Origin of the sequence: Bradyrhizobium sp. CSA207 (genome assembly GCF_029051685.1) — a bacterium.
Taxonomy (GTDB): domain Bacteria; phylum Pseudomonadota; class Alphaproteobacteria; order Rhizobiales; family Xanthobacteraceae; genus Bradyrhizobium.
This window is the reverse complement of sequence record NZ_JAACFT010000008.1, coordinates 83,701-109,350: the sequence shown is the minus strand read 5'-3', so window position 1 is coordinate 109,350 and position 25,650 is coordinate 83,701. Positions and strand designations below refer to the sequence as shown.

At 65.2% G+C, this 25,650-nt stretch carries 26 protein-coding genes and 1 other RNA gene; 21 read left to right on the top strand and 6 right to left on the bottom strand.

Going from position 1 to position 25,650, the window contains the following annotated elements:
* Nucleotides 1-16 precede the first annotated feature (16 nt).
* The 5 genes from GWG65_RS11200 (at nt 17) to GWG65_RS11180 (ending at nt 2,628) form a co-directional block, all read left to right on the top strand.
* A complete protein-coding gene (locus GWG65_RS11200; RefSeq protein ID WP_148738729.1) occupies nt 17-307 on the top strand; it encodes a DUF4164 domain-containing protein in 291 nt (96 codons plus the stop codon).
* Entirely contained in the window at nt 304-687 is a 384-nt protein-coding gene (locus GWG65_RS11195; protein WP_148738730.1) for a cell division protein ZapA, read from the top strand. The genes GWG65_RS11200 and GWG65_RS11195 overlap by 4 nt, the downstream gene beginning before the upstream one ends.
* 210 nt (nt 688-897) lie before the next feature.
* A non-coding RNA gene (gene ssrS / locus GWG65_RS11190) (6S RNA) lies at nt 898-1,058 on the top strand.
* 171 nt (nt 1,059-1,229) lie between these two features.
* Nucleotides 1,230-1,826, top strand: a complete 597-nt coding sequence (locus tag GWG65_RS11185) for a 5-formyltetrahydrofolate cyclo-ligase (protein WP_275195637.1) — start codon at nt 1,230-1,232, stop codon at nt 1,824-1,826.
* Nucleotides 1,804-2,628, top strand: a complete 825-nt coding sequence (locus GWG65_RS11180) for a TIGR00282 family metallophosphoesterase (protein WP_275195636.1) — start codon at nt 1,804-1,806, stop codon at nt 2,626-2,628. The genes GWG65_RS11185 and GWG65_RS11180 overlap by 23 nt, the downstream gene beginning before the upstream one ends.
* A gap of 194 nt (nt 2,629-2,822) precedes the next feature.
* Here GWG65_RS11180 and GWG65_RS11175 read toward each other — a convergent pair whose 3' ends face one another.
* The 3 genes from GWG65_RS11175 to GWG65_RS11165 form a co-directional block, all read right to left on the bottom strand.
* Entirely contained in the window at nt 2,823-3,305 is a 483-nt protein-coding gene (locus GWG65_RS11175; RefSeq protein WP_275195635.1) for a cytochrome c, read from the bottom strand.
* Between the two features lie 543 nt (nt 3,306-3,848).
* The gene (locus GWG65_RS11170; RefSeq protein WP_275195634.1) at nt 3,849-5,273 is read right to left on the bottom strand and encodes a methyl-accepting chemotaxis protein; all 1,425 of its coding nucleotides are present in this window, start codon (nt 5,271-5,273) and stop codon (nt 3,849-3,851) included.
* A gap of 198 nt (nt 5,274-5,471) precedes the next feature.
* Nucleotides 5,472-7,220, bottom strand: coding sequence for a methyl-accepting chemotaxis protein (locus GWG65_RS11165; RefSeq protein WP_275195633.1), 1,749 nt, complete (start codon nt 7,218-7,220; stop codon nt 5,472-5,474).
* A 205-nt stretch (nt 7,221-7,425) separates the two neighbouring features.
* On the opposite strand from GWG65_RS11165, the gene GWG65_RS11160 reads away from it, so the two are divergent.
* The 6 genes from GWG65_RS11160 to ybgC all read left to right on the top strand — a co-directional run bounded on the left by GWG65_RS11160 (nt 7,426) and on the right by ybgC (nt 12,319).
* Nucleotides 7,426-8,172: a YebC/PmpR family DNA-binding transcriptional regulator gene (locus GWG65_RS11160; RefSeq protein WP_275195632.1), complete on the top strand. Its 747-nt coding sequence runs from the start codon at nt 7,426-7,428 to the stop codon at nt 8,170-8,172.
* A gap of 238 nt (nt 8,173-8,410) precedes the next feature.
* Nucleotides 8,411-8,938, top strand: coding sequence for a crossover junction endodeoxyribonuclease RuvC (gene ruvC, locus GWG65_RS11155; RefSeq protein WP_275195631.1), 528 nt, complete (start codon nt 8,411-8,413; stop codon nt 8,936-8,938).
* Between the two features lie 142 nt (nt 8,939-9,080).
* A complete protein-coding gene (gene ruvA / locus GWG65_RS11150) occupies nt 9,081-9,698 on the top strand; it encodes a Holliday junction branch migration protein RuvA (protein ID WP_275195630.1) in 618 nt (205 codons plus the stop codon).
* Nucleotides 9,695-10,750: a Holliday junction branch migration DNA helicase RuvB gene (gene ruvB, locus GWG65_RS11145; RefSeq protein ID WP_275195629.1), complete on the top strand. Its 1,056-nt coding sequence runs from the start codon at nt 9,695-9,697 to the stop codon at nt 10,748-10,750. The genes ruvA and ruvB overlap by 4 nt, the downstream gene beginning before the upstream one ends.
* A 131-nt stretch (nt 10,751-10,881) precedes the next feature.
* The gene (locus GWG65_RS11140) at nt 10,882-11,802 is read left to right on the top strand and encodes a metallophosphoesterase (RefSeq protein WP_275195628.1); all 921 of its coding nucleotides are present in this window, start codon (nt 10,882-10,884) and stop codon (nt 11,800-11,802) included.
* A gap of 67 nt (nt 11,803-11,869) precedes the next feature.
* A complete protein-coding gene (gene ybgC, locus GWG65_RS11135; protein WP_275195627.1) occupies nt 11,870-12,319 on the top strand; it encodes a tol-pal system-associated acyl-CoA thioesterase in 450 nt (149 codons plus the stop codon).
* Between the two features lie 238 nt (nt 12,320-12,557).
* Here ybgC and GWG65_RS11130 read toward each other — a convergent pair whose 3' ends face one another.
* Together GWG65_RS11130 and GWG65_RS11125 are read right to left on the bottom strand one after the other, a co-directional pair.
* Complete coding sequence (locus tag GWG65_RS11130; RefSeq protein ID WP_275195626.1) at nt 12,558-13,277, bottom strand: type 1 glutamine amidotransferase; 720 nt, start codon at nt 13,275-13,277, stop codon at nt 12,558-12,560.
* A gap of 38 nt (nt 13,278-13,315) precedes the next feature.
* Nucleotides 13,316-14,239, bottom strand: coding sequence for a LysR family transcriptional regulator (locus GWG65_RS11125; RefSeq protein ID WP_275195625.1), 924 nt, complete (start codon nt 14,237-14,239; stop codon nt 13,316-13,318).
* A gap of 151 nt (nt 14,240-14,390) precedes the next feature.
* Between GWG65_RS11125 and GWG65_RS11120 the strand changes: the two genes are divergently transcribed.
* From GWG65_RS11120 to GWG65_RS11080, 9 genes are read left to right on the top strand one after another with little or no spacing between them, the layout of a single operon-like run.
* On the top strand, nt 14,391-15,347 hold the full coding sequence (locus tag GWG65_RS11120; protein WP_275195624.1) for an N-carbamoyl-D-amino-acid hydrolase: 957 nt from the start codon (nt 14,391-14,393) through the stop codon (nt 15,345-15,347).
* A gap of 59 nt (nt 15,348-15,406) precedes the next feature.
* The gene (locus GWG65_RS11115) at nt 15,407-16,234 is read left to right on the top strand and encodes an ABC transporter substrate-binding protein (RefSeq protein WP_275195623.1); all 828 of its coding nucleotides are present in this window, start codon (nt 15,407-15,409) and stop codon (nt 16,232-16,234) included.
* Nucleotides 16,231-17,088: an amino acid ABC transporter permease gene (locus tag GWG65_RS11110; RefSeq protein WP_275195622.1), complete on the top strand. Its 858-nt coding sequence runs from the start codon at nt 16,231-16,233 to the stop codon at nt 17,086-17,088. Before GWG65_RS11115 ends, GWG65_RS11110 begins: the two co-directional genes overlap by 4 nt.
* Entirely contained in the window at nt 17,085-17,849 is a 765-nt protein-coding gene (locus GWG65_RS11105) for an amino acid ABC transporter ATP-binding protein (protein ID WP_275195621.1), read from the top strand. The genes GWG65_RS11110 and GWG65_RS11105 overlap by 4 nt, the downstream gene beginning before the upstream one ends.
* A 27-nt stretch (nt 17,850-17,876) precedes the next feature.
* Complete coding sequence (locus tag GWG65_RS11100) at nt 17,877-18,692, top strand: ABC transporter substrate-binding protein (RefSeq protein ID WP_275195620.1); 816 nt, start codon at nt 17,877-17,879, stop codon at nt 18,690-18,692.
* Nucleotides 18,679-19,563 (top strand): polysaccharide deacetylase, encoded by an 885-nt coding sequence (locus GWG65_RS11095; protein WP_275195619.1) that lies wholly within the window; start codon nt 18,679-18,681, stop codon nt 19,561-19,563. Before GWG65_RS11100 ends, GWG65_RS11095 begins: the two co-directional genes overlap by 14 nt.
* An 8-nt stretch (nt 19,564-19,571) precedes the next feature.
* Complete coding sequence (locus GWG65_RS11090; RefSeq protein ID WP_275195618.1) at nt 19,572-20,228, top strand: aspartate/glutamate racemase family protein; 657 nt, start codon at nt 19,572-19,574, stop codon at nt 20,226-20,228.
* A 42-nt stretch (nt 20,229-20,270) separates the two neighbouring features.
* On the top strand, nt 20,271-21,854 hold the full coding sequence (locus tag GWG65_RS11085; protein WP_275195617.1) for an ABC transporter substrate-binding protein: 1,584 nt from the start codon (nt 20,271-20,273) through the stop codon (nt 21,852-21,854).
* Entirely contained in the window at nt 21,851-23,224 is a 1,374-nt protein-coding gene (locus tag GWG65_RS11080) for an amidohydrolase family protein (RefSeq protein ID WP_275195616.1), read from the top strand. Before GWG65_RS11085 ends, GWG65_RS11080 begins: the two co-directional genes overlap by 4 nt.
* Before the next feature lie 177 nt (nt 23,225-23,401).
* On the opposite strand, the gene GWG65_RS11075 is transcribed toward GWG65_RS11080, so the two are convergent.
* Nucleotides 23,402-24,322, bottom strand: a complete 921-nt coding sequence (locus tag GWG65_RS11075) for a LysR substrate-binding domain-containing protein (protein WP_275195615.1) — start codon at nt 24,320-24,322, stop codon at nt 23,402-23,404.
* A 277-nt stretch (nt 24,323-24,599) separates the two neighbouring features.
* Between GWG65_RS11075 and GWG65_RS11070 the strand changes: the two genes are divergently transcribed.
* The gene (locus GWG65_RS11070) at nt 24,600-25,634 is read left to right on the top strand and encodes an ABC transporter substrate-binding protein (protein ID WP_275195614.1); all 1,035 of its coding nucleotides are present in this window, start codon (nt 24,600-24,602) and stop codon (nt 25,632-25,634) included.
* Nucleotides 25,635-25,650: the final 16 nt, after the last annotated feature.

Sequence of the window (25,650 nt, the reverse complement as noted above, 5' to 3'; positions counted from 1 at the left end):
TTCCAACAGTTCCGCCATGACGGAATCGTCTGCCGTCGAGATCGAGATCGCGACCCGCAGGCTCATGGCGGCGCTCGACTCGCTCGAGAGCGCGGTCGAGCGTCGGCGCGATGCCGATCGCGACGAGAACGAGCTCGCGACGCGAATCCAGGCGCTGGGCGCAGACCGTTCGCGGCTTGCCGACGAACTCGACGGCGCGTTGGTCAAGGCGCGCAAGCTCGAGCGTACCAATCGCGAGATCGCCGACAGGCTGGACTCCGCGATCGTCACGATACGCTCGGTGCTTGATACCGGAGAGGACGGATGAGCCACATCAACGTCACCATCAACGGCCGGCAATACCGCATGGCCTGCGAGGAGGGCCAGGAGGTGCGGCTGCTGAAGCTGGCCGAAAGTCTGGAGACGCGAATCCAGTCGCTGCGTGGAAAGTTCGGCGAGATCGGCGATGCGCGCCTCACCGTGATGGCGGCGCTGACCGTCTGCGACGAGTTGGTCGATGCCGGCAATCGCATCCGCACCATGGAGCAGGAGTTGACCGAACTGCGGGATTTCCGCAATGCCGCCGTCGAGCGCGCCCGGATGACCCAGACTGCGGTGGTCAATGCGCTGAACGCCGCAGCCGAACGTATCGAGAAGTCGACCCAGGTCCTGAACCGCACCGTCGGCAACGGGATTGCGATCGGCTGACGCTGGGCTTCTTCTGGTCCGTCCTTCGAGACGCCCGCCTTCGGCGGGCCCTCAGGATGAGGCCCTGCTTTGCGGCGAACTATCGACCCTCATGGTGAGAGCCCGCCCCAAGCGGGCGTCTCGAACCATGCAGGCCGAGTATTCACCGCGACCCGGCAGCCATTGCGGATCGCTATGGCGATTCGTCAGTATCGTTGTTACATTGCGCAGGCGAGGCTGCGACGCGCGTCCGGAGCCATATATCCCCGGGGCCTTATCGATCCTTTAGGGAACTGTCCCTGGCCGGGCCCGTGGGCCCGGACATATGGTGCCCACCTACTTTCGTAGGGAACTCCGGGATCGAGTGCTTCAACGGCGTCTGCGGCTTCGCACTTTTGTCTGCTTGGTTTGTGCTTGTTGAAACGACTGCGGCCAGTTCAACAGGTGTCATGCCCCGGCTCGACCGGGGCATCCAGTACGCCGCGGCCTTTGTGTGAATCACCACCGCCTCTGGAATACTGGATCACCCGCATTCGCGGGTGATGACGTGGGGACCAACGCACATGTCCAATTCCAAAGCCGAACTCCGTGCCAAAGCCCTCGCGGCGCGCGACGGGCTGAGCGAGAAGAAGCGCAGTACCGCCGCCGCAAAGCTCGCCAAGCGCGGGCTGCCGTTCAAGCTCTTGCCCGGCAGCATCGTCTCCGGCTATTCGCCGATCCGCAGCGAGATCGATCCGATGCCGCTGCTGAAGAGGCTCGCCGAGGAGGGCGCAAAGCTGGCGCTGCCTTGCGTCACTGCGCGCGGCCAGTCGCTGGTCTTCCGCATCTTTTATCCGAACGACCGCCTGATGCTTGGCCCGCTCGGTATTCCCGAGCCGTCGCCGGCTGCGGCCGAAGTCGTCCCCGACATCATGCTGACGCCGCTCGCCGCCTTCGATCGTCTCGGCCATCGCATCGGCTACGGTGCGGGGCACTACGACCACACCTTCGCGCACTTGCGCAAGGCCAAGCAGATCGTCGGCATCGGGCTTGCTTTTGCGGCGCAGGAGATCAAGGCGGTTCCGGCACTATCGCACGACGTGGCGCTGGATTATGTGCTAACGGAATCGGACGTGTTTGATTTCCGGAGTTCTGAAGTTGCGCATTCTCTTCGTGGGTGATGTCGTCGGCCGTACCGGGCGCAACGCCATCGCCGAATATCTGCCCGGCATGGTCAAGGACTGGTCGCTCGATTTCGTCGTCGTCAACGGCGAGAATTCTGCCGGGGGGTTCGGCATCACCGAGGCGATCTATCAGGAATTTCTCGATGCCGGCGCCGACGCGGTGACGCTCGGCAACCACTCCTGGGACCAGCGCGAGGCGCTGGTGTTCATTGAACGCGCCGAGCGCCTGGTGCGGCCGACGAACTATCCGCGCGGCACGCCCGGCCGCGGCGCAGCCCTGGTCGAGACCAAGAACGGCAAGCATGCGCTGGTGGTCAACGCGCTCGGCCGCGTCTTCATGACCCCGTTCGACGATCCCTTTGCGGCGCTGGAGCGCGAGCTCGGCGCCTGTCCGCTCGGCGTTGCCGCCGATGCCATCGTCGTCGATTTTCATTGCGAGGCGAGCAGCGAGAAGCAGGGCATCGGCTTCTTCTGCGACGGCCGCGCCAGCCTCGTCGTCGGCACCCACACCCACGTGCCGACCGCCGACCACCAGATCCTGTCCGGCGGCACCGCCTACATGACCGACGCCGGCATGACCGGCGACTACGATTCCATCATCGGCATGCAGAAGGAAGAACCGCTGCGGAGGTTCACCTCCGGGATACCGTCAGGCCGTTTCGAGCCGGCGGCGGGCGTGGCGACGCTCAGCGGCGTCGCGGTGGAGACCGACGATGCGACGGGCCTCGCACTGCGGATTGCGCCGGTGCGCGCGGGTGGCCGGCTTGAGCCGGCGACGCCGAAGTTTTGGTTGAGCTGAATTCTCTCGTGCGGCAAATGCCGCCGCACCTTCTCCCCTTGTGGGAGAAGGTGGCGCGAAGCGCCGGATGAGGGGTTGCTTCCGCGAATTCAAATGCGAGTTGGACGCGCTGAGAGAACCCCTCACCCGGCTTCGCTTCGCGAAGCCACCCTCTCCCACAAGGGGAGAGGGTGCAGTGGCGCTTGTGGCGAGATTTACTCCGCCGTCTGCTCCCTCAACTCCGCCACATCCTTCGCCGTCAGCTTCGAGCCCTTCACGCCAAACCGCGCCATCACATAGTTGGCGACAGCCGCGATCTCGTCGTCGCTGAAGGCGTTGCCGAACGCCGGCATCGACAGCGCACCGTCGGGCGTGCGCCGCTTGCTGCCCGACATCACGATCTGCGCGACGTTGATGGCGGCGGGATCGTTCACGGCCCAGGTGCCGGTCAGCGTCGCCATCGGCGACAGCGGGCTCGCGCCGCTCCAGCCGTGGCAGCTGACGCAGGCGCCCGCGAATACCTTCTTGCCGCGCGCATCCGCCGTGACGCCGTCCTTGTGCGAGGCGGGTGCGAAGGGCGCCGTGCCGGCGGGCAGGTCGGGCGAGGGCACCGGCGGCACGCTGCGCAGGTAGACCACGATGCTGCTTATGTCTTCAGGGGCGAATTGGCTGAAGCTGTGATCGACCGCTTCACCCATCGGACCCGAGGCCGAGCCGTGGCCCGGTGCGTGGCCGAGCGACAGATACGAGATCAGATCCTCGTCGCGCCAATTGCCGAGCCCGATCGCCTTGTCCGAGGAGATGTTGAAGGCCCGCCAGCCCGCCGTGATCGCGCCGGCGAACTTCTTGCGGTTGTCCAGCGCGAAGCCGAGATTGCGCGGCGTATGGCACTCGTCGCAATGCGCCAGCGCCTCCGCCAGATACGCACCGCGATATCATGCAATGACGAAATTCGTGCGATTGGGAAAGTCAGGCGACGGCGAGCACGGTGCGCTTCCGACAGGATCAATCAGAACGGCCCACAGCTGCATCGGCGATGCGATAGCCAGCCTGCGCGACAATGGCATCATGTGCCTGTTTTGCCCGACGGGGCAACGGTTTTACCAGGCGCCTAAGCCAACGGCTTCATCAGTCGCCTAAGCCATTGATTCCGCGCGCACCGGCTACTGTGCATGGGGTTGTTTTGCAGCTTTTTGATGCAGGGACGCCACAGCGCTGTCGCGCGATGCGCATCGCGGCCGTCAGCTCTGCCGAAAGCCCATTCGGAATGCGCCCCAGTGTCTGCCGCGGATCATGATCGGCGACGACAGGTCCTTCATCAGCACGAATTGCCCGCCGCCCATGTCGCGGCGATAGGTTTGCAGCAGGAACGGCTTCGTGTTCGCCGCGACCTTCTGCACCGCCCGATCGGTGAACAGGCGGCGGTTGCGGCAATTGGCGTTATTCCAGACCGGGTCCTTGCCCTGTGGCAGGCGGTAGTTCGGATTGTGGGTCGGCAGATAGCCGCCTTTGGCCCAGGCGACGCAGAACACGATGCGGGGATCGGATTTCTGGATCGGGTCCTGGATCGCGGGCAGCACGCGATCGGTGAATTCGACGTAGTTGGTGAGATATTGTTTGGGATCGGTGCCGGCGATCTCCCGATACTTTTCGTCCATCAGCTGATCGAGGCTGATCTCGCCGCGGTCGATCGCGCCCTCGAACTCGGCCGAGATCTGCTTTGCGGTATCGACGACGGCGCGGATCAAGGGGGCATCCGACGTCTCGACGCCGCTGTCGGCGATCAGTGCGATCAGGCCTTCGGAGGTGTCGAGCAGTTTTGTCACCCGCTGGTCGGCGTTCTTGAGATCGCGGGAGGAGAGGTCGACGCCCTTGGCGAGTTCGCTGAGCTCGCCAATGACGGTGTCGCAATGACCGAGATTGGAGGTCGCGGCGCGCGTGACGCTATCGATCTCGGCTTCCACCGAGGCAAAGCCCCGCTGCACGCGTGAGATGATGCCGGAGATCTGCTGGGCGCCTTCACCCGCGGTCTTGGCACGCAGCGAGGCGTCGCTGCTCTCGCCGATCAGGCCTTCGATCTGGCCGTCGAGATCGCGCACTGTGTCGGAGATCTGGTGCGTCGCCTGGCGGGTCGCCTCCGCGAGGTTCTTCACTTCGCTTGCGACCACGGCGAAGCCGCGGCCGGCATTGCCGGCGCGCGCCGCTTCGATCGTTGCGTTGAGCGCGAGCAGATTGGTCTGCTTGGCGATGGCTTCGATCGAGCCGGACACCTTGGCGACCTGCGCCAGCGCGGACCCGACCGCGCTGAGCCGCGCCTCGATCCTGCCGACAGCCGCGACGAGCTCCGCGATATGGCTGACCGCCGTGTCGACGGCGTTGCGTGACTGGGCGATCTCGCCGACCGCAGCCGAGGTGGTCGATTGCACCGCCTGCGATGCATTGGCGATGTCGTGGTTGGCCGAGACCATCGTCTCGGCCGTCTCCTGAAGGTGATGGAATCGTTCAGACTGGTTCGCAACACGGCTTGCGACCTCCTGGACGTTGCCGGCGATGTCGGCAAGCTCCACGCCGAGGCCGCCGATCCGGTCGGCAAGCTGGTCGATCAGGCGCTCGGCCAGTGTCCGGTTCGATCCGGTGTCCAATACTGCAAGCTGCGCGACGGACATGTTTGGGCTTCCTCCAGTCAGAGCCGTTCGCCGGCCCTCCGCGGCATTCCCATTCCAATTCCGACTCTAAAGGATGATTCGCGCCTGGCGTCTTGCCTGAGCGTGCACTCAAGCGAGAACAATTGTCATCGCGCCCTTGGGTCCTTGTTCGCGCATGGTCTTTCCGAAGAACCGCGGCACGCTTTTTCGGATCATGCGCTAGAGCTTGTAGGCCGTCCTGAATCCGCCCCAGTGCCGGCCCTGCACGCGTATCGGAACGTCGATCTCGCGCATCATGACCGTGTTTCCGTTGCCCATGTCGCGTGCGTAGCTCTGCACCAGATACGAGCGCAGGTTGTGCGCGGCTGCCAACCCCGCCGGATCGTTGAAAATCCGCCGGTTGCGGCTGTTGGCCGTGTTCCAGGCGGCGTCGCCCGGCCGCTGCGGATGCGAATAGATCTTGTTGTGCACCGGCAGGAAGCCGTTGCGGTCGACCATGGCGCAGAACGCCATGCGCGGCTCCTTGGCCAAAAATGCTTCCTGGAACGGCGGCAGCGCGCGGTCGGCCCAGTCCAGATATCTCGTGCGGTACTGCTGCGGATTCGTGCCGGCGATTTCGACGTAATCGGTGTCGAAGAGGTCGTCGATCTTGACCTCGCCGCGCGCGACCGCCTGCTCGAAAATCCTGGTCAGCGCGGTGCCCGCCTCCATGGCGCGGGTGACGTACTCCGTGTTCTCCTCGTGGATCGACCAGAGCTTGTCCTCGATCTTCTCGCTGAGTTCGGCATTGGGGCTGACGAATTGCGTGCGGGCGCCGGCCTTGGTCTGCTCGACCACGCGCAGCCGGCAGGCGCCGACATCTTCGAGGCGGCCGTCGATGATCGCCTGCGCCGCGAGCCGGCCTGCGTCCGCGCCGCCGATCAGCACGCCGTCCATCGAGATCTCGTAGACCGGCAGAACTCCGCGCGCAGTTTCGAGCTTGAGGTGGCAGGGCAATCGCTCGGTCTTGCGGCGATCGTCGTGCTCGCTCTGCCGGAGCAGGATCGCGCAGCGCGATTTCAGCTTCTGGGCGAAGGTGGTGACGGCCTTGCCGGCACTGGCGACGTTCTCGCCGTGAGTCTCGGCAGCCTTGGTCGCGGCATCGATCTCGGCCGCGCTCTCGCCGACCGAGATGATGAACTGCGACGCGCTGGCGGCGTTGCTGGAAACCTCGCCGGTGGTCGCGTTCTGCTCGGCAACCGCGCCGTTGACGGTGTCGAACACGGGGCGAATCGCTTCGATCGCCTGCGAGATGCGGTGCACCGCGTCCGCAGAGCCGGCGGCGTCGCGCTGGAGCGCGTCGATCTTCTTGGTGATCTCTTCCGTTGCGCCCTGGGTCTGCACCGCGAGCGCCTTGACCTCGGTAGCGACGACCGCGAAGCCCTTTCCGGCAGCGCCGGCGCGCGCCGCCTCGATGGTCGAGTTGAGCGCGAGCAGCGTCGTCTGCCGTGCGATCTGCGCGATCAGGTTGACGACATTGCCGATCGCCGCGGATGACTCGCGCAGCCGGTCGACATTGGCGCGAGCCTCCTGCGCCGCGGCGCTGGCCTGGTCGGCGAGCTTGCCGGCCTCGCGGACCTGCGCGCCGATTCCGTGCGCTGACTGGGTGAACTTGTCGGCGGCCTCTGCGAAGGTGGCGGCGTTCGATTGCGCGGAATTGGTCCGGCCGGTCAATGCGTCGGTGCGCTGGCGGATATCGGCAAGCGTCGCCGCGGTCGCCTCCGCGCCGCCGGCCACCGAATTGGCGGCGCGCTCGAGCTGGCGAATCATCGCTCCCAACTCGAGTTCCAGCAGTTCGAGGATTTCCCTGGCCGAATCGCTCTCGGCGGCCAGCGCAGGCGCGGAATTGGCGGCCGGCTGCGCAGCCGGCGGGGCTGCCACCGGTGCGGTCAAATCCGGCAGACGTTTCCTAAACAGTCCGAACGCCATCAGGTCTCTCTTGTCGGGGGACGGGCGGGGGCTATTTTCGCAAGCCGAAATGAAGTCAGGGTTAACGATGCCTGACATCTGGACACGAGCCACTACGCTATTACCTTGAAGTAGACCCTTTCATTCCGGCGGGTTGGCAGCCTATAAGGCCGCGCTTCCCACTCTCGCTGGCGGACGCTTCCCGTAAGAGACCAAGAGACCACGCATGGCCGGACATTCCCAATTCAAGAACATCATGCACCGCAAGGGGCGGCAGGATGCCCAGAAGTCGAAGCTGTTCGGCAAGCTGGCGCGGGAAATCACCGTTGCGGCCAAGCTCGGGACGCCCGATCCCAACATGAATCCGCGCCTGCGTGCGGCGATCACCGCAGCGCGCCAGGAGAACATGCCGAAGGACAATATTGAGCGCGCCGTCAAGAAGGCGCTCGGCAATGAGAGCGAGAACTATGACGAGATCCGCTACGAGGGCTATGGTCCCGGCGGCGTCGCCGTCATCGTCGAGGCCCTGACCGACAACCGCAACCGCGCCGCCTCCGACATCCGCTCCTTCTTCACCAAGTCCGGCGGCAATCTCGGCGAAACCGGCTCGGTGTCCTTCATGTTCGATCGCACCGGCATCATCGAATATGACCGCAGTGTCGCCTCCGACGATGCGGTGCTGGATGCGGCAATCGAGGCCGGTGCCGACGACGTCATCTCCGGCGAGAGCGGCCACGAGATCTACGCCTCGACCGAAAGCTATCGCGACGTTGCCAAGGCGCTGGAAGCCAAATTCGGCGAGCCGCGCAAGGCCGCGCTGATCTGGAAGCCGCAAAACACGGTCGCCGTGGATGACGAGACCGGCGAGAAGCTGCTCAAGCTGATGGACCTGCTCAACGAGCACGACGACGTCCAGCACGTCTACGCCAATTTCGAGGTCTCGGACGCGCTGATGGCGAAGATGGGCGGGTAGGGCCGTCCGTCTGCTCCACTCTCCGCTGTCATCGTCCGGCTTGACCGGGCAATCCAGTATTTCAGAGGCCGGGATGGGATGCGGATAAGCTGCGGCGTACTGGATACCCCGCTTTCGCGGGGTACGACGGCATGTGTTATGGCTCGCAGCGCGGACTCCGCCAGCATAGCTCGCTTTCCCCGGGGACTTCCGTTCTGTTTCTGTTTCGCTCCTCCCGGTCAGCCGCTATCACTGGCCCATGACCGCGCTCCCGATTCGCGTCCCCGTTCGCATCATCGGCATCGACCCCGGCCTGCGCCGCACCGGCTGGGGCGTGATCGAGTCCGAGGGCAATCGCCTCGTCTACGTCGCCTGCGGTTCGGTGGAACCGCCGGACGACCTGCCGCTGGCAAGCCGCCTGCTCGCGATCCATGAAGGGCTTGCGGCCGTTCTCTCCAACCACAAACCGGTGGAAGCCGCGGTCGAGCAGACTTTCGTCAACAAGGACGGCGTTGCGACGCTTAAGCTTGGCCAGGCCCGCGGGGTCGCTATGCTGGCGCCTGCGATGTTCGGCATCAGTGTCGCCGAATACGCGCCGAACCAGGTCAAGAAGACGGTGGTCGGCGCAGGCCACGCCGACAAGCAGCAGATCGCGATGATGCTGAAGATTTTGCTGCCAAAAGCCGAGCCGCCGTCAGCGGACGCCGCCGACGCGCTGGCCGTCGCCATCACCCACGCCCATCATCGCCAGAACACGGCGCTGCGCCTGAAGGTGGTGGGAATATGATTGTTCGCCACGCATCACCGTCGTCATGCCCGGCCTTGTGCCGGGCATCCACGTGCTTTCTTGCCGATGTCAAAGGCGTGGATGGCCGGGACAAGCCCGGCCATGACGAGCGAGACTTGCCTGCCGCCGCCGGGGAATCAATATGATCGGCAAGCTCAAGGGCCTGATCGATTCCTACGGCGAGGATTTCGTCATCCTCGACGTCGGCGGAGTCGGCTATCAGGTGCATTGCTCGACACGCACGCTGCAGCATCTGCCCTCGCCGGGCGAGGCCGCCGTGCTGTCGATCGAGACATACGTCCGCGAAGACCAGATCAAGCTGTTCGGTTTTCGCACCGATCAGGAGCGCGAGTGGTTTCGCCTGCTCCAGACCGTGCAAGGCGTCGGGGCCAAGGTCGCGCTGGCCGTGCTCGGCACCCTGGCGCCGGCCGATCTCGCCAACGCCATCGCGCTGCGTGACAAGGCCGCCGTGGCGCGCACGCCAGGCGTCGGCCCCAAGGTGGCCGAGCGTATCGTCACCGAATTGAAGGACAAGGCGCCGGCCTTTGCCAATGTCGATCCGGCGGTGGTGCATCTCGCCGGTGCCGTCGACGACCAGCGCGCGCCGCGACCCGTCGCGGATGCGATTTCCGCGCTGGTCAATCTCGGTTATGGTCAGCCGCAGGCCGCCGCCGCGATTGCTTCGGCATCGCGCAGCGCCGGTGCGAATGCCGAGACGGCGCAACTCATTCGGCTTGGGTTGAAGGAGCTCGCGAAGTGAGCGACCCGAAGGCAAACCGCATGGTCACGCCCGAGCGCCGCAGCGATGATGTCGGCGACACCACACTGCGGCCGCAATCACTGTCCGATTTCGTCGGCCAGCAGCAGGCGCGCAAGAATCTCTCGATCTTCATCGAGGCGGCCCGCAAGCGCGGCGAGGCGCTGGATCACGTGCTGTTCGTCGGTCCCCCCGGCCTCGGCAAGACCACGCTGGCGCAGATCGTGGCGAAGGAGCTTGGCGTCGGCTTTCGCGCCACGTCAGGCCCGGTGATCGCCAAGGCCGGCGATCTCGCCGCGCTGCTGACCAATCTGGAAGAGCGCGACGTGCTTTTCATCGACGAGATCCATCGGCTCAGCCCGGCGGTGGAAGAGGTGCTCTATCCCGCGATGGAGGATTTTCAACTCGATCTCATCATCGGCGAGGGCCCGGCGGCGCGCTCGGTCAAGATCGAGCTGTCAAAATTCACCCTCGTTGGCGCCACTACGCGCGCCGGTCTTCTGACCAATCCCTTGCGCGATCGTTTCGGCATTCCGGTCCGGCTCAACTTCTATACGATCGAGGAGTTGGAAAGCATCGTCACCCGCGGCGCGCGCGTGCTCAATGTCGGCATGAGCGCGGACGGCGCCAACGAGATCGCGCGCCGCGCCCGCGGCACGCCGCGCATCGCCGGCCGCCTGCTGCGGCGCGTGCGCGATTTTGCCTCAGCCGCCGATGCCGCCTCGATCGATCGCAAGATCGCGGACCACGCACTGAGCGCGCTCGAGGTCGACGCCGCCGGCCTCGATGCCATGGACCGCCGCTACCTCACGACCATCGCGCAGAACTATGGCGGCGGCCCGGTGGGCGTCGAGACCATGGCCGCTGCGCTGTCCGAGCCGCGCGATGCGATCGAGGACATCATCGAGCCCTATCTGATCCAGTGCGGCTATCTCCAGCGCACCCCGCGCGGCCGCCTGCTCACCTCGCACGCCTTCCGCCATCTCGGCATCAGCGAACCCTCGCGCGATGCGGCGCAGTTCGGCCTGTTCGGCACGGATGAGAGCGACGACTGATCTGAGCAAATGCCTATTGCCCCGATCGTCATGAACTGCCGGTAATCTTCGTGCAGACGGTCTGCACATGCGCACCCCAATTTCGCTCCAATCGGGCCGCATCACGGAACGTGCATCACGACTGGGCCTCCATGATCACGCGCCGTCATCTCATCCGTTCCATCGGCGGTCTGTCCGCCCTCGGCATCTCGACCGCCGCCTATGGCGTCGGTGTCGAGCCGGTGCTGCGGCTTCGCGTCACCCGCTATCATCCGACGCCGCGGCAGTGGCCGGCGGATTTTCCGCTGAAGATCGCGATGATCGCCGACATCCATGCCTGCGATCCCTGGATGCCGCTGGAGCGGATCGAGGCGATCGTCGACCGCACCAACGCGCTGAAGGCCGACCTCATCGTGCTGCTCGGCGACTACGTCGCCGGTCTACACCAGGTCACGCGCATCATTCCGTCCAACGAATGGGCCAGAATGCTGGCCGGCCTCAAGGCGCCGCTCGGCGTCCATGCCGTCATGGGCAATCACGATTATTGGGACGACAGAACCGTGCAGCAGACAGGGCACGGGACGACGATCGCGCATCGTGCGCTGGAGGCAGCCGGCATTCCCGTCTACGAGAATGACGCCGTGCGTCTTACCAAGGACGGCCGCCCGTTCTGGCTCGCCGGCCTCGGCGATCAGCTCGCCTTTCTGCCGGCGCGGCGCTTCCGGAGCACGGGACGCTTCGGCGCCGACGATCTCACCGCGACGCTGGCAAAGATTACCGACGACGCGCCGGTGATCCTGCTCGCGCATGAGCCCAACATCGCGCCACGCGTGCCCGCGCGCGTCGCGCTGCAACTGTCCGGCCACACCCATGGCGGCCAGATCCGCCTGCTCGGCTGGTCGCCGGCCGTTTCGCCGCAGCATGGCCTCCGGCTTGCCTATGGCCATTTCCGGCTGAAATGCGACGTCATCATCTCCGGCGGCCTCGGTTGCAGCATCATCCCGGTCCGCGTCGGCGTGCCGCCCGAGATCGTCGAGGTGACGCTGGGGCGGGCGGCGCAGGTTGTGTCCTAGCCTGCTTGCGCGGCCGGCCGTTTTTGCGCAAAACGGGCCGGTAGCGAACAGCAAAGAGGCTCGCGACGTGACAGCTCATCTCGACGGCGAGATCCGCGACGGCCGCCACCACATGCAGGTCCGCGTCTATTACGAGGACACGGATTTTTCCGGCATCGTCTATCACGCCAATTATCTGCGCTTCATGGAGCGCGGGCGCACCAATCATCTGCGGCTGATGGGCGCCGAGCAGCAGGCGCTGTTCGAGCAGGCCGAGGCGGAAGACGCGAGCTTCGCTTTCGTGGTGCGCTCGATGCATCTGGACTTCCTCAAGTCTGCGCGGATGGACGACGTGCTCGACGTCGTGACCTGGCCGATCGCGGTGAAGGGAGCCTCCATCATGCTGGCGCAGGAAGTGCGGCGCGGCGGCGACGTGCTGGTCAAGGCCGAGGTGAGGGTCGCCTTCATCAGCGGCGGCCGCGCCCAGCCCATCCCGAAATCGATCCGCACGCTGATGAAGGCCAATGTGATTTCGTGATCGGGCGATAGCAGATGGCCTATCGACAGCGCCGCGCAGAGAGGGATCGCCGGTTTCACCGGCCGGCGCCGTGGCCGCGGCCACAGGATGTGGCGGGGCTGGGGGAGAGTCCGTTCTAGATTTGGAGAAAACGCTCATTCCTCATGGTGAGGAGCCGCGAAGCGGCGACTCGAACCATGCAGGCCTAGTTGCTGCATCTTGGCCTCTATCCTTCGAGACGCGCGCAACAGCGCGCGCCTCAGGATGAGGAGATGGATTTTCTCGCCAGAAACCTTGTGATCGCGCCGCCCAGCTTCGCGCTGTCCAGCGGCTCCGTCAGTGACACCCTCGCCGTGGCGACCACTGCATCCGGCGCCTTGCCGTCGCGCAGCTCGCAGCAGACCTTGGCAAACCCCACGTCGAATTCCGGATGCGGTTGTACGGTCAGCGTTGCGCCGTTGGCGTAGAGCAGGCCGGCATGCGGCGTGAAGTCGGATGAAAGGATGGTGAGCGCACCCTCCGGCGCCTCGATCACCTGGTCCTGATGCGAGGCGGCGATGGCAAGCTGCTCGCCGTCGATGACGCCGTTGTCCGGCAGCACGCGGTAGACGTGACGCCCGATGCCCCAGCCCTGCTCCGATTGGCGCACCGTGCCGCCGAGCGCCTGCGCGATCAGCTGATGGCCGAAGCAGACGCCGACCATCGGTGTCTTGTTCGCATAGGCCTTGCGCACGAACTCTTCCAACAGCGCGATCCAGTCGAGTCCGTCATAAACGCCGGCGGCCGCGCCGGTGATCAGGATCGCCTCGATCCCGCGCGGATCGGGGAGTGCGTCGCCATTGGGGATGCTGACGATGTCGAGCGTGACTGTCGGGTCCTCGGCACGGACCATGCGTTCGAACATGTCCGGAAACGAGCCGTGGCGCTCACGATATTTTTGCGGGACCTTTCCCGTCTCGATGATGGTGATGCGTGCCATGTGTCGTCACGTAAGTGATTGCGCGTGTCGTCGCAAGCTCAGTCGGCTCCTGTCCCGTGTTCGTGTGGCGTCGCGTGCTCCAGCAGCGCGCTCTCCTGGCGCACCTCGCCGAGAAACGCCTTTGCCAGGCGCGACAGCGGCTCGGCTTCGGACCATAGCATGTAGGCGACAGCGTGCGTCGTCGGCGTGAACGGCCGCACGACCAGGCCATGGCCGCCATTTTGCCGCGGCGAGAATGGATCGACAACCGCGGCGCCGACACCGGCGGCGGCGAGCACGCAGGCCGTGTTGCAATAGCGCACCTCCACGGTCGGCTGGAACGGCGCGCTAGCGCGAGCAAAACTGTCGCGCACGGCTTCGCCCAGCCGCGTGCCGCGCTCCAGCCCGATGAAGGGCAGGCCGGACAGGTCCGCCGCCGAGATGACCGGTTTGTCGCCGAGCGGATGCTGCGGCGGCAGCACGCAGACCATCTCGCCGGTGTGCACCACCTCATGCGCGATGCCGGGATGATGCGTCAGCCCGAGCGCGAAGCCGAGCTCGGCGACATGGCTCAGCACGCCCTCGATGATGCCCTCGTAGCGCCGCACGTCAAAGAACACGCGCGTCTCCGGCCGGCGGCGCAGGAAGCCAGATAGCGCGGATGGAATGATGCTGTAGGCGAGCGGCGGCGTCGCCACGATCGCAAGATGCCCCGATCGATTCTCGCGCAGATCGCGCACCCGGTTCTCGAGTTTTGCATGCAGCGCGAAGATCGCCTCGCTCTCCTTGTAGAGCGCCATCGCCTCGGCGGTCGGAAACAGCCGATTATTGACGCGCTCGAATAGCGCAAAGCCTGCCTGCGCCTCCATCGTCTTCAGCGCGTTGCTGACTGCGGGCTGCGACAGCGCCAGTTCGTCCGCCGCCGCTACCGTGGTGCGGTGGCGGATGACGGCACGCAGGATCTCGAGCTGGCGCAGGTTCATATCACTGCCGATTATACTCAGCGCTAAAAGATCATAGCAGAATGAATTGCTTTTGCAGCCCCGCTTGCGCGTAATGGCCGCGGATTTGCACGCTGGATCAAAGGGTTCATTCGCCCATTGAGGCAGCATTGCGCACAGATTGGAGGCAATTTTGGTTCGTGTCCTTCGCGCCGCCGCCGCCCAGATGGGGCCGACGCAAAAAGCAGATTCGCGCGAGCATACGCTTGGCCGGATGCTCAATTTGCTGGAGGAGGTGGCTGGCCGCGGCGCGAGCCTCGTGGTGTTTCCGGAGCTTGCCTTTACTACCTTCTTTCCGCGCTGGCTGCTGGAGGGCGAGGCGCTCGACCAGTACTTCGAGCGCAGCATTCCGAATCCGGCTATCGCAAAGCTGTTCGACCGCGCGCGTGCGCTGCGTGTCGGCTTCTATGTCGGCTATGCCGAGCTGACGCCGGACCACCGTCGCTACAATTGCGCCATTCTGGTCGACCGCGACGGCGAGATTCTCGGCCGCTATCGCAAGGTGCATCTGCCGGGCTCGGTCGAGCCGCGGCCGGGTGCGCGCTACCAGCAGCTCGAGAAGCGTTATTTCGACTATGGCGACCTCGGCTTTCCCGCGTTCCGCGCCGGGTCGGCCTGGGCGCATGCGATCATGGGCATGATGATCTGCAATGACCGCCGCTGGCCGGAATCCTGGCGCGTGCTCGGCCTGCAAGGCGTCGAGCTGGTCTGCATCGGCTACAATTCGGCGGCGTACGATCCCAACGGCGGCTCCACGGAAGACGCCTCCTTGCGTACCTTCCACTCCACACTGGTGACGCAGGCCAACGCCTATATGAACGCGACCTGGGCGATCTCGGTCGCGAAGGCGGGCGAGGAGGATGGCTCCGGGCTGATCGGCGGCTCCTGCATCGTCGATCCCAATGGTTGCATCGTCGCGCAGGCTGCGACCCTCACAGACGAGGTGATCGTCGCCGACATCGATCTCGATCTCTGCCGTCAGGGCAAGGACAAGATGTTCAATTTCGCGGCCCATCGGCGGCCGGAGCAATACAGGGTGATCACCGAACGTGCCGGGGTCATCGCGCCGGCCGTGCTTGATGCGGACTGACCAAATGGCACGGCGCTGGCAAGGGGTTGGCAAAGGAAAAGATTGGCAAAGGAGCTGACATGACACGCCTCTCGCTTTCTCTCGGTCTCGCCGCGCTGGCTGCCGTCGCTGCTGCGCAAGCGGCGGAGCTTCCAGCGGAGATCAAACAGGCGGGCACTTTGCGGCTCACGGTCAATTCCACCTACGCGCCGATGGAATATCGCGATCCCGCGACCAGCGAGCTGGTCGGGCTCGATATCGATCTCGCGGGCGAGCTGGCCAAGCGGCTGGGCGGCCTCAAGATTATCTGGAGCGAGACGCCGTTCGCCGAGCTGATCCCCTCGCTCCAGACCAGGCGCGCCGATTTCATCATCTCCGGTATCTCGGATCGCGCCTCGCGGCGCGAGACCGCCGATTTCGTCGATTACCTCGCGACAGGGCCGCAGTTCTTCGTGATGGCGGAGAGCGAGGCGAAGGCCGCGAGCGATCTCTGCGGCAAGAAGGTCGGCACTACGCGCAGCACCAGTTTTCCGGTCGAGATCGAGAAGTGGAGCAAGCAGAATTGCGAGACGGGCGGCAAGCCGGCGATCCAGTACGTCCCGGGTGAGAACTCGATCGACGTCCGCAACCAGCTCAAGCAGGGCCGGATCGATGCGGCCGTGCAGGGCAGCGAGACACTTCCTTACGCGCAGACGCAAGAGCCCGGCAAATACCGCGTGGTCGGCGAGCCCTTCGCCAAGGGCTATCAGGGCATCATGTTCCGAAAGGATGATGCAGCTTTGCGTGATCTGGTGACCGGAAAGCTCACCGCCATGATCGCCGATGGCTCCTACAAGGCGGTTCTCGACAAATGGGGTCTGGGCGCGAACGCGGTCGCCCAGCCGATGCTGAACGCGGCGCCGCAATGAAGCCGGCGCCGGCACTCGCAGAGGGATTTCCCGACCTGTCGGGCATGCGGATCGCGCGCGAGCCGCACTGGTTTCGCTGGCTGAGCGCAGCCTTGATCGTGCTCGTGCTGGCGGCGATCGGCCGCGCATTTGCAGGCGGCCAGATCGAATGGTCCTATGTCAGCCGCTTCCTGACCGCCAAGGTGATCCTGGAAGGCATCGTCAACACCATGGTGATGGCGGTGCTGGCGATGGCGCTCGGCATCTTTCTTGGCGTGGTCGTCGCGATCATGCGGTTGTCGCCGAATCCGGTGCTGAAGACGGTCGCTGCCGGCTACACTTGGCTGTTTCGCGGCACGCCGCTGATCCTGCAACTGCTGCTGTGGTTCAACCTCGCACTGGTGTTTCCGACCATCGGCATTCCCGGCCTATGGAGCGGCCGCGCCGTCGATGTCATGACGCCGTTCCTCGCCGCGCTGCTCGGGCTCGGCATCAACCAGGGCGCCTATACCTCGGAGGTGATGCGCGCCGGCATGCTCTCTGTCGACATCGGGCAATACGAGGCGGCTCAGGCGATCGGCATGGGCCGGCTGCGCGCGCTGCGCCGGATCATCCTGCCGCAGGCGATGCGCGTGGTGATCCCGCCGCTCGGCAACGAGTTCATCGGCATGGTGAAGGCGACGTCGCTCGCGAGCGTGATCCAGTATCCGGAAGTGCTGCACAACGCGGAAAACATCTACTACGCCAACTCCCGCGTGATCGAGCTCCTGATCGTCGCCGGGCTCTGGTACCTGCTCGTCGTCTCGATCCTGACGCCGCTCCAGATGCTGCTCGAACGCCGCTTCGCGCGCGGCACTTTGCAGTTCGCCCGATGACAAAACCCCTCGTCGCGATCCGCTCCGTTGCCAAGAATTTTGGTGAGTTTCAGGCTCTCAAGAGTGTTTCGCTCGACATCTGGCCCGGCGAGGTGATGTGTCTGATTGGGGCGTCGGGTTCGGGCAAGACCACGCTGCTTCGTTGCATCAACCAGCTCGCCGCGATCGACGGTGGCGGCATCTGGCTCGACGGCGAGTTATTGGGCGTGCGCGAGCAGGGCGGCCGGCTCCATCGGCTCAGCGAGCGCGAGATCGGGCGGCAGCGGCTGAAGACCGGTATGGTGTTCCAGCGCTTCAATTTGTTTCCGCACAAGACGGCGCTTGAGAATATCACCGAAGGTCCGCTTCAGGTCCATGGCCGCAAGTTCGACGAGGTGCGCGCCGAGGCGGTCGAGCTGCTACGGCGCGTCGGACTATCGGCCAAGGCCGATGCCTATCCCGCGCAGCTCTCCGGCGGCCAGCAGCAACGCGTGGCCATTGCGCGAGCGCTCGCCATGAAGCCGATGCTGATGCTGTTCGACGAGCCAACCAGCGCGCTCGATCCGGAGCTTGTCGGCGAGGTGCTTGCGGTGATGAAAGAGCTGGCGAAGAGCGGCATGACCATGATGGTGGTGACGCACGAACTCGGCTTCGCGCGCGAGGTCGCTGACCGCGTCGTCTATATGGACCAGGGCGCGATCATCGAGCAAGGCCGCGCCTCGGACGTCTTGGGCGCGCCGCGCGAGGAGCGCACCAAGGCATTTCTATCGGCAGTAATCTGAACAGTGACCTGAATTGGGGGCGTGTTGATGAAGAGACTTTTCGTTGCGGCGGCGCTGGTTGGTGCCATGACCGTCTCCGCGATGGCCATCGAGCTGCCGGCTGAGCTCAGCAAGCGCGGCAGCATCAAGATCGCGCTGGTGCCGAACTATCCGCCGATGGAGTTCCGAGATCCCGCCACCAGCACGCTATCCGGCTTCGACATCGATTTCGGCGAAGCGATCGGCCGCAAGCTCGGCGTCAAGATCGAATGGCAGGAGACCAGCTTCGACCAGTTCATGCCGTCGATCTCGACCGGCCGCGTCGATGCGATCCTGTCCGGCTTCACCGATTACGCCAGCCGGCACGAGACGGCGACCTTCATCGATTATCTGCGGAGCGGGCCGGCCTTCTTCGTGCAGCAGTCGCGTGCGGCCGAGTTCAAGGACATGCCCGCGCTGTGCGGCAAGAAGGTTGGCGCCAGCCGCCGCACCATGTTCCCGGCCATGATCACGTCCTGGAGCGAGAAGAGCTGCGGCAGCACGCCGATCCAGGTCGTCGGCACCGACGGCTCGGCCGACGCCCGCACCCAACTCAAGCAGGGCCGCATCGACGCCGCCGTGCAGGGCAACGAGACGCTGCCCTACATCATGGATCTCGAACCCGGCGCCTATGCGCCGGTCGGCACCGCGATCGCGCGGCAATTCACCGGCATTGCCCTGCCGGTCAAGGAAAAGGCGCTGCAGCAAGCCATGCTGGAGGCCGTCGATGCGCTGATCGCCGACGGCACCTATCGGACGCTGCTGGCGAAATGGAAACTGAGCGATAACGCAATAGAGAAGGCGACCATCAATGCTGGACAGTAAGGCACTCCAGAGCATCCCGATCGTTCCGGCCAACACCGCGGATCCCGCGCCGGACTATCCCTGGCCGAAATCCCATACCTCGGCAATGTTCCTGTCGTTCGACGTGGATGCCGAGAGCGCGTGGACGAGCAAGGACGCCGTGCATGCACAGCGGCTCATCACCATGAGCTATGGCGGCTACGAGGCGCGCGTCGGTACGCCGAAGCTCTTGGAGCTGCTCGATCAGCTCGATCTCAAGGCCACCTTCTTCGTCACGGGATGGTCGGTCGACGCGCATCCGGCGATGGCCGAATCCATCCTCAAGGCCGGTCACGAGATCGGCCATCACGGCTATCATCACCTGTTGCCCGATCCCGGCGATCCCTGGATCGAGGAGGAGCTGGAGCGCGGCTTCGAGGCGCTGAAGCGCCGGCTCGGCGTCAGGCCGACCGGCTACCGCGCCCCTTATGGCGAGTTCACCGAGGAGCTGCGCGCCGCGCTGGTGCGCCACGGCATCGTCTACACGTCCTCGTTCCGCGATGACGTACGGCCCTATCGCCATCGCCTGGCCGACGGCAAGCCCGGCACGATCGAGCTGCCGGTGACCGCAAGCTATGACGACTGGATGCACGGCCTCTCCGCCCGCTTCAGCCCGCGCTCGATCTTCCCCAAGGAGCATGTGCTCTCGATCTGGAAGGACGAGCTCGACGAAACCAGGGACTGGGGCGCGATGGTGACGACGGTGCTGCATCCGCAATGCAGCGGCCGCCCGATGCGGCTGCGCCTGCTGCGCGAATTCCTGACCTACGCGAAATCGTGCCCCGACGTGTGGATCACGACCGGCGAGAAGATTGCGGCCAACTTCCTGCGCCACGAGGCGGCCAACCGTTGAGCAGCGCCATGACCCGTCGCCGCATCCTCGTCATCAATCCGAACTCCTCCGCGTCGGTGACGGCGGCGATCGACGATGCGGTCGCACCGCTGCGCATCGCAGGCGGACCGGAGATCGATGTGGTCGGCCTTGCCGAGGGGCCGCCCGGCATCAGCTCGCAGCGCGATGCTGACAGCGTGGTCATGCCGCTTGTGAGCCGCGTCGCGCGCGATGATGCGGATGCCTTCGTGCTGGCCTGCTTCAGCGACCCCGGCCTGCATGCGGTGCGCGAGGCGGCGGGCGGCCGCCCCGTGATAGGCATCGCCGAGTGCGGGATTTTTCGCGCCCTGATGCTCGGCGAACGCTTTGGAATCATCGCGCTGTCGCCGTCGAGCATTCGCCGCCAGCAGCGCATGGTGCGGCTGATGGGCGTCGACAGCCGCTATGCCGGAAGCTGGTCGGTGGGCGCCAGTGCTGCGGAAACGGCGGGCGCTGACATTCGCGGCAGGTTGATCGAGGCCGGCCGCGCGCTGGTCACGCAGTGCCGCGCCGATGTCGTGGTGATGGGCTGCGCCGGCATGGCCGCGCATCGGTCTGCGATCGCGGAGGCCATCGGCGTGCCCGTGGTCGAGCCGGCGCAGCAGGCGGTCGCGGCTGCGATCGGTGCGGTTTTGTTGAACGCCTGAAATGCCAATGATGCAGTTCGATCTCGTCAGGAGCCCCTCGTAATGCCCGTCTCCCGCCGCTCCTTGTTGAAGGCTGCAGCTGCCGTCCCGGCGCTCTCGTTTCCGGGCATCGTGCGCGCCGAAGCGCAGACCACGTTGCGCTTCATTCCGGTGATCGATCTCGCCTTTGTCGATCCCATCTATTCGACCGCGCAGGTGTCGCGAAACCACGGCTTCATGGTTTACGACACGCTCTACGGCATGAGCTCCTCGCTTCAGGTCTCGCCGCAGATGCTGTCCGGCCACGTCGTCTCCAGTGACCAGCTCCAGTGGGACCTTACGCTGCGCGATGGCCTGCTCTGGCACGATGGCGCACGCGTGCTTGCGCGCGACTGTGTCGCGAGCATCCGCCGCTGGGCCGCGCGCGACGGCTTTGGCGGCGAGCTGATGGAAGCGACTGACGAACTCTCGGCGGCCGACGACCGTACCATCCGCTTCCGCCTCAAGCGGCCGTTCCCGCTGCTGACGCAGGCGCTCGGCAAGGCCGCGATCAACGCCTGCTTCATGATGCCGGAGCGGCTAGCGAGCCAGGATCCGTTCAAGCCGCTGACCGAGGTGGTCGGCAGCGGTCCGTTCCGCTATCTCGCCGACGAGCGCGTGCAGGGCGCCCGCAACGCCTATGCCCACTTCGAGCGCTACCAGCCACGCACCGACGGCAAGCCGGATTGGACCGCGGGACCGAAGATCGTGCATTACGACCGCGTGGTCTGGACCACCACGCCCGATGCCGGCACCGGCGTCGCCGCGCTCCAGACCGGCGAACAGGACTGGCAGGAAACCACGCCGCACGACCTGCTTCCCGTCATCAAGGCCGCCGGCGACATCGAGACGCGCATCCTCGATCCCAGAGGTTACGCCTGCATGCTGCGCCTCAATCACCTCCAGCCGCCGTTCGACAATCCGGCCATCCGCCGCGCGCTGCTGGGGGCGATCGATCAGTCCGCGTTCATGACGGCAGTCGCCGGTACCGACCCGGCGTTTCAGGTGTCGCCGATCGGCTACTTCGCGCCGGGAACGCCGATGGCGAGCGAGGTCGGCCTCGATGTCTTCCGCGGCCCGCGCGACTACGCCAAGGTTAAAGCCGACCTGAAGGCCGCCGGTTATAACGGCGAGAAGATCGTGCTGCTGGTGCCCACCAACTCGCTCGCGCAGAAGCCGCTTGGCGAGATCGCGGTCGACAGCCTGCGCAAGGCCGGCATGAACGTCGAATATGCTGGGCTCGATTTCGCCGTGATATTGCAGCGCCAGCTTAAGAAGGATCCGATCGGGCAGGGCGGCTGGAGCGCTGCGGTGGGCAACTGGCAAGGCATCGACTGGCTCAACCCGGCCGGCAATACCAATCTGCGCGGCGAGGGCAAGGTCGCCGGCTGGTATGCGAGCGAGAAGATGGGCGGTCTGCGCAGCCAATGGCTGGCCGCCTCCGAGCTCGCCGAGCAGCAGCGCATCTGCCGCGGGATTCAGGCGGTGGCGTTCGAGGAAATCCCCTATATTCCGATCGGCCTGTACAAGCAGCCGACCGCCTATCGCAAGGCCATCACCGGCATTCTCGACGGCACCGCCGTCTTCTGGAACGTACGCCCCGCATGAGCACGATCGCAATCTTCGGCAGCTATGTGCTGTCACGCAAGGACGGCGCGCAGGACGTTCTGCGCGACCACTGGGTCCTGATCGAAGGCAAGAAGATCGCCGCGGTCACGCGCGACAGGCCGAGCGCGGATCAGGTCTACGATCGCCCCGGCCGCTTCGTGCTGCCGGGCCTGTTGAACCTGCACAATCACTGCTTCTCTGAGGCGGTGGCGCGCAGCCACACCGAGGACGGCAACGGCCGCCGCAACAACCAGAGCATCGTCTATACGGTACTGCTGCCGCTGACCAAGCGCGGCGCCGATCTGCTGTCGGCGGAGGAACGTCTCGCGGTGGCGCGGCTCGGCGTCCTCCAGCTTCTCAAAGGTGGCGCCACCACGGTGATGGAGCCATTCCGCAACTCGATTCCCGAGATGTTCGATGCCGCCGAGGAGATGGGCATCCGCTTCTACGGCGCGCCCTATCTCTTCTCCACCTCAGACGCCAAGGCCGGCCCCGATGGCGTGGTCCACTATGCCGGCGACGACGGCACCGCCGACATGGTGACCTGGGACGCGCTCTATCAGCGCTGGAACAATCGCGGCGACGGCCGCATCGGCCTTGCGATGAGCCCGCATGCCACCGACACTTGCGGCCCGGATTTGCTGAAGGCTTGCGCGACGCGTGCGCGCGAGCTTGGCGTGCCCATCACCACCCACATGGCGCAGAGCCGCGCCGAGGTCGAGACCATCGGCAAGCGCTATGGCGGCCGCACGCCAGCGCAATATCTGGACTGGCTCGGCCTGCTTGCGCCGGACCTGATGGCGGCGCATTGCATGTTCAGCACAGATGACGATCTCAAGCTGATGGCGGCGCGCAGCATGACCGTGCTGAACTGCCCCCGGGTGTTTGCGCGCGCCGGCATCACCGCAGCCTTCAGCCGGTTCGCAGAACACGGCGTCCGCACCGTGGTCGGCACCGACGGCTACAACATGGACCTGCTCGGCGAGCTCAACGCCGCCTCATTCATCTCCAAGACCACTTCGCAGCGCGCCGATGTCGCCAACTCGCCGGAGCTGATCGAGGCGAATACGGCGGTTGCCGCCGACGTCATCAGGCGGCCGGATCTCGGCCGGATCGAGCCGGGCGCAACCGCCGACCTCACCGTCGTCGACCTCACCCATCCGCATCTTCAACCGCTGTTCGACCCGCGCCGTGCGCTGATCGCGCTCGCCAACCGCGCCAATATCGATCAGGTCGTTGTCGATGGCCGCGTGCTGGTCGATGCCGGCCGTTATCTCGGCGCGGATGAAGCGGCAATTACGGCTGCAGGCACCGCGGCGATCGGCAAGATCTGGGATTTGCCGGAGGCACAGGCCGCGTTCAACGGCTGAGGCGCTTCGGGTCGCCACGAAGAAAGTGCGCTCCCTCTCCCGCTTGCGGGAGAGGGCGGGGGAGAGGGCTCTCTCCACAACGGGACACTCCCCGTGTGGAGATAGCCGTCACCCGGAGCTACGCGCCGACCTCTCCCGCAAGCGGGAGAGGTTGAACGAGCCCGCGGCTTGCATCGTCTAACCCAACGCCATTCCGTTTTGATCCTCGAATTCTCCAAGCGCCTTGCGCATGGTCTCGACGAGATCCAGGGCCACCGGTGAGGGGCTGCGCTGCGCGGGAAAGACGGCGGAGAATTCGAAGTCGATGCGCGGCAGGAAGCGGCGCACGACGACGCCGCGGGTGGAGAATTCCTGCGCGGTGAAGGGATCGCAGATCGAGACCCCGAGCCCCGACGACACCATGCCGCACATGATCTCCGACAGCGTCGTCTCGACCCGCAGCACGCGGCGGACGTCGCTGCGGTGAAAGACCTGGTCGACGAGGTGGCGACTTGACGACCCCGCTGACAGCGAGATGAACGTCTCACCCTCGAAATCGCGCGGCTCCAGCACTTCTTTTTTGGCCAGCCGATGTCCAGTCGGCAGCACCGCGACGCGCGCCAGTGACGGCAGCCGCAGGCTCGGCAGGCCGGAATGGGCGATCGGCACCTCGGCAAAGCCGATGTCGCATTGATTGTTCAGCACCCAGTCGACCACGATCGGCGAGATCACGCCGAAGAAGGCGAGGTTGAGGTTGGGCCGCTCTTTGAGGAAATGTCCGGCGAGCCGCGGCAAATAGCCGTTCGACAGCGCCGGCAGTGCAGCGATCCGCAGCGAGCCGGTGCGGCGGCCGCGGATCTCCTCGGCGGCGGCGGTGATGCGTTCGAGGCCGACGAACGATCGTTCGACTTCGGTGTAAAGCGCGGTTGCGGCGGCAGTCGGCACCAGCCCGGTGCCGCGCCGCTCGAACAACTCCATCTTAAGCAGCGCCTGGAAGTCGCGCAGCAGGCGGCTGACCGCTGGCTGGGTCACCGCCATCAGCGCCGCTGCCTCGGTCACGCTACCCGTCAGCATGGTCGCGCGGAAAGCTTCCACCTGCCGCGAATTGATCCGCGCCATTCTGATTTCCATTCATAATATTTAGGCATGCAGAAGGTGCCATTATTCATTGGACGATGGAAGTGAAGGTTTGCGATCTTTTTCATCAGAGCTGGAGACAGCCCGCTTTTTCGGCAATCTGGAGGGCTTCGAAGCTCTCCGGATTGCAGCAATACCGCTGGGCAGGGGCCGGAGCCCTGGACAGAGGGGAATTGCGCCGAAGGACAGGTGGGATGCGTTTTGGCCTCGCGAGACTCATCGGCACGTCACCTCATCCCGGTATTGGAGATCGGACCACATGAAGACTTTTCGCCTTCTGACAGCGGTCAGCATCGCAGCGCTCGCCGCCGCCCCGTCGATCGCCTCGGCGCAGCAGAAAACGCTCTACGTCGCCGGCTACGGCGGCTCGTTCGAGAAGACGATCCGCGACGAGGTGATCCCGTCCTTCGAGAAGGAGAACGGCGTCAAGGTCGAATACGTCGCCGGCAATTCCACCGACACGCTGGCAAAACTCCAGGCGCAGAAGGGCAATCAGCAGATCGACGTTGCCATCGTCGACGACGGCCCGATGTATCAGGCGATCCAGCTCGGCTTTTGCGGCAAGCTCGACGGCCTGCCGGCCGGTCTCTACGACACCGCCCGCTTCAAGGACGATCGCGCCGTCGCGATCGGCATCGTCGCGACCGGCCTGATGTACAACACCAAGGTGTTTGCGGAGAAGGGCTGGGCGCCGCCAACCTCCTGGAACGACCTCAAGGATACGAAATACGCCAAGCAGCTCGTCATCCCGCCGATCAACAACACCTACGGCCTAGAGGCGCTGGTGATGCTGTCGAAGATGAACGGCGGCGGCGAGTCCAATGTCGATTCCGGCTTCAAGATCTTCAAGAACGACATCAATCCGAACGTGCTGGCCTATGAGCCGTCGCCGGGCAAGATGACCGAGCTGTTCCAGTCCGGCCAGGCCGCGATCGCGGTGTGGGGCACCGGCCGCGTGCAGAGCTTTGCCAACACCGGCTTTCCGGTCGACTTCGTCTACCCGAAGGAAGGCGCGGCAACGCTGCTGACGACCGCCTGTCCCATCACCAAGCCCAACGCTTCGCCGCTGGCTTCGAGCTTCATCAAGATGCTGCTCGACCCAAAAATCCAGCTCGTGTTGTTGAAGGACTACGGCTACGGCCCGGTGCTGAAATCGCTCGTGATTCCGCCGGAGCTCGGCAAGATGGCGCCGATCGGCGAGCGCGCGGCAAAGCTCTACAATCCGGATTGGACGGTGATCAACGAGAAGCGCGAGGAGTGGACCAAGCGCTGGAATCGCGAGGTCGAGCGCTGATCGGTCACACCGGAGA

Bases quoted from the DNA above. Each gene is read 5' to 3' on its own strand.
- GWG65_RS11115 (WP_275195623.1), top strand. From the start codon at position 15,407: ATGACACGCCTCTCGCTTTCTCTCGGTCTCGCCGCGCTGGCTGCCGTC.
- GWG65_RS11070 (WP_275195614.1), top strand. From the start codon at position 24,600: ATGAAGACTTTTCGCCTTCTGACAGCGGTCAGCATCGCAGCGCTCGCC.
- ruvC (WP_275195631.1), top strand. From the start codon at position 8,411: ATGACCGCGCTCCCGATTCGCGTCCCCGTTCGCATCATCGGCATCGAC.
- GWG65_RS11165 (WP_275195633.1), bottom strand. From the start codon at position 7,220: ATGGCGTTCGGACTGTTTAGGAAACGTCTGCCGGATTTGACCGCACCG.
- GWG65_RS11130 (WP_275195626.1), bottom strand. From the start codon at position 13,277: ATGGCACGCATCACCATCATCGAGACGGGAAAGGTCCCGCAAAAATAT.
- GWG65_RS11085 (WP_275195617.1), top strand. From the start codon at position 20,271: ATGCCCGTCTCCCGCCGCTCCTTGTTGAAGGCTGCAGCTGCCGTCCCG.
- GWG65_RS11100 (WP_275195620.1), top strand. From the start codon at position 17,877: ATGAAGAGACTTTTCGTTGCGGCGGCGCTGGTTGGTGCCATGACCGTC.
- GWG65_RS11175 (WP_275195635.1), bottom strand. From the start codon at position 3,305: ATGGGTGAAGCGGTCGATCACAGCTTCAGCCAATTCGCCCCTGAAGAC.
- GWG65_RS11140 (WP_275195628.1), top strand. From the start codon at position 10,882: ATGATCACGCGCCGTCATCTCATCCGTTCCATCGGCGGTCTGTCCGCC.
- GWG65_RS11105 (WP_275195621.1), top strand. From the start codon at position 17,085: ATGACAAAACCCCTCGTCGCGATCCGCTCCGTTGCCAAGAATTTTGGT.
- GWG65_RS11185 (WP_275195637.1), top strand. From the start codon at position 1,230: ATGTCCAATTCCAAAGCCGAACTCCGTGCCAAAGCCCTCGCGGCGCGC.
- GWG65_RS11080 (WP_275195616.1), top strand. From the start codon at position 21,851: ATGAGCACGATCGCAATCTTCGGCAGCTATGTGCTGTCACGCAAGGAC.
- ruvA (WP_275195630.1), top strand. From the start codon at position 9,081: ATGATCGGCAAGCTCAAGGGCCTGATCGATTCCTACGGCGAGGATTTC.
- GWG65_RS11195 (WP_148738730.1), top strand. From the start codon at position 304: ATGAGCCACATCAACGTCACCATCAACGGCCGGCAATACCGCATGGCC.
- GWG65_RS11200 (WP_148738729.1), top strand. From the start codon at position 17: ATGACGGAATCGTCTGCCGTCGAGATCGAGATCGCGACCCGCAGGCTC.
- GWG65_RS11075 (WP_275195615.1), bottom strand. From the start codon at position 24,322: ATGGCGCGGATCAATTCGCGGCAGGTGGAAGCTTTCCGCGCGACCATG.
- GWG65_RS11125 (WP_275195625.1), bottom strand. From the start codon at position 14,239: ATGAACCTGCGCCAGCTCGAGATCCTGCGTGCCGTCATCCGCCACCGC.
- GWG65_RS11170 (WP_275195634.1), bottom strand. From the start codon at position 5,273: ATGTCCGTCGCGCAGCTTGCAGTATTGGACACCGGATCGAACCGGACA.
- GWG65_RS11110 (WP_275195622.1), top strand. From the start codon at position 16,231: ATGAAGCCGGCGCCGGCACTCGCAGAGGGATTTCCCGACCTGTCGGGC.
- GWG65_RS11160 (WP_275195632.1), top strand. From the start codon at position 7,426: ATGGCCGGACATTCCCAATTCAAGAACATCATGCACCGCAAGGGGCGG.
- GWG65_RS11095 (WP_275195619.1), top strand. From the start codon at position 18,679: ATGCTGGACAGTAAGGCACTCCAGAGCATCCCGATCGTTCCGGCCAAC.
- GWG65_RS11090 (WP_275195618.1), top strand. From the start codon at position 19,572: ATGACCCGTCGCCGCATCCTCGTCATCAATCCGAACTCCTCCGCGTCG.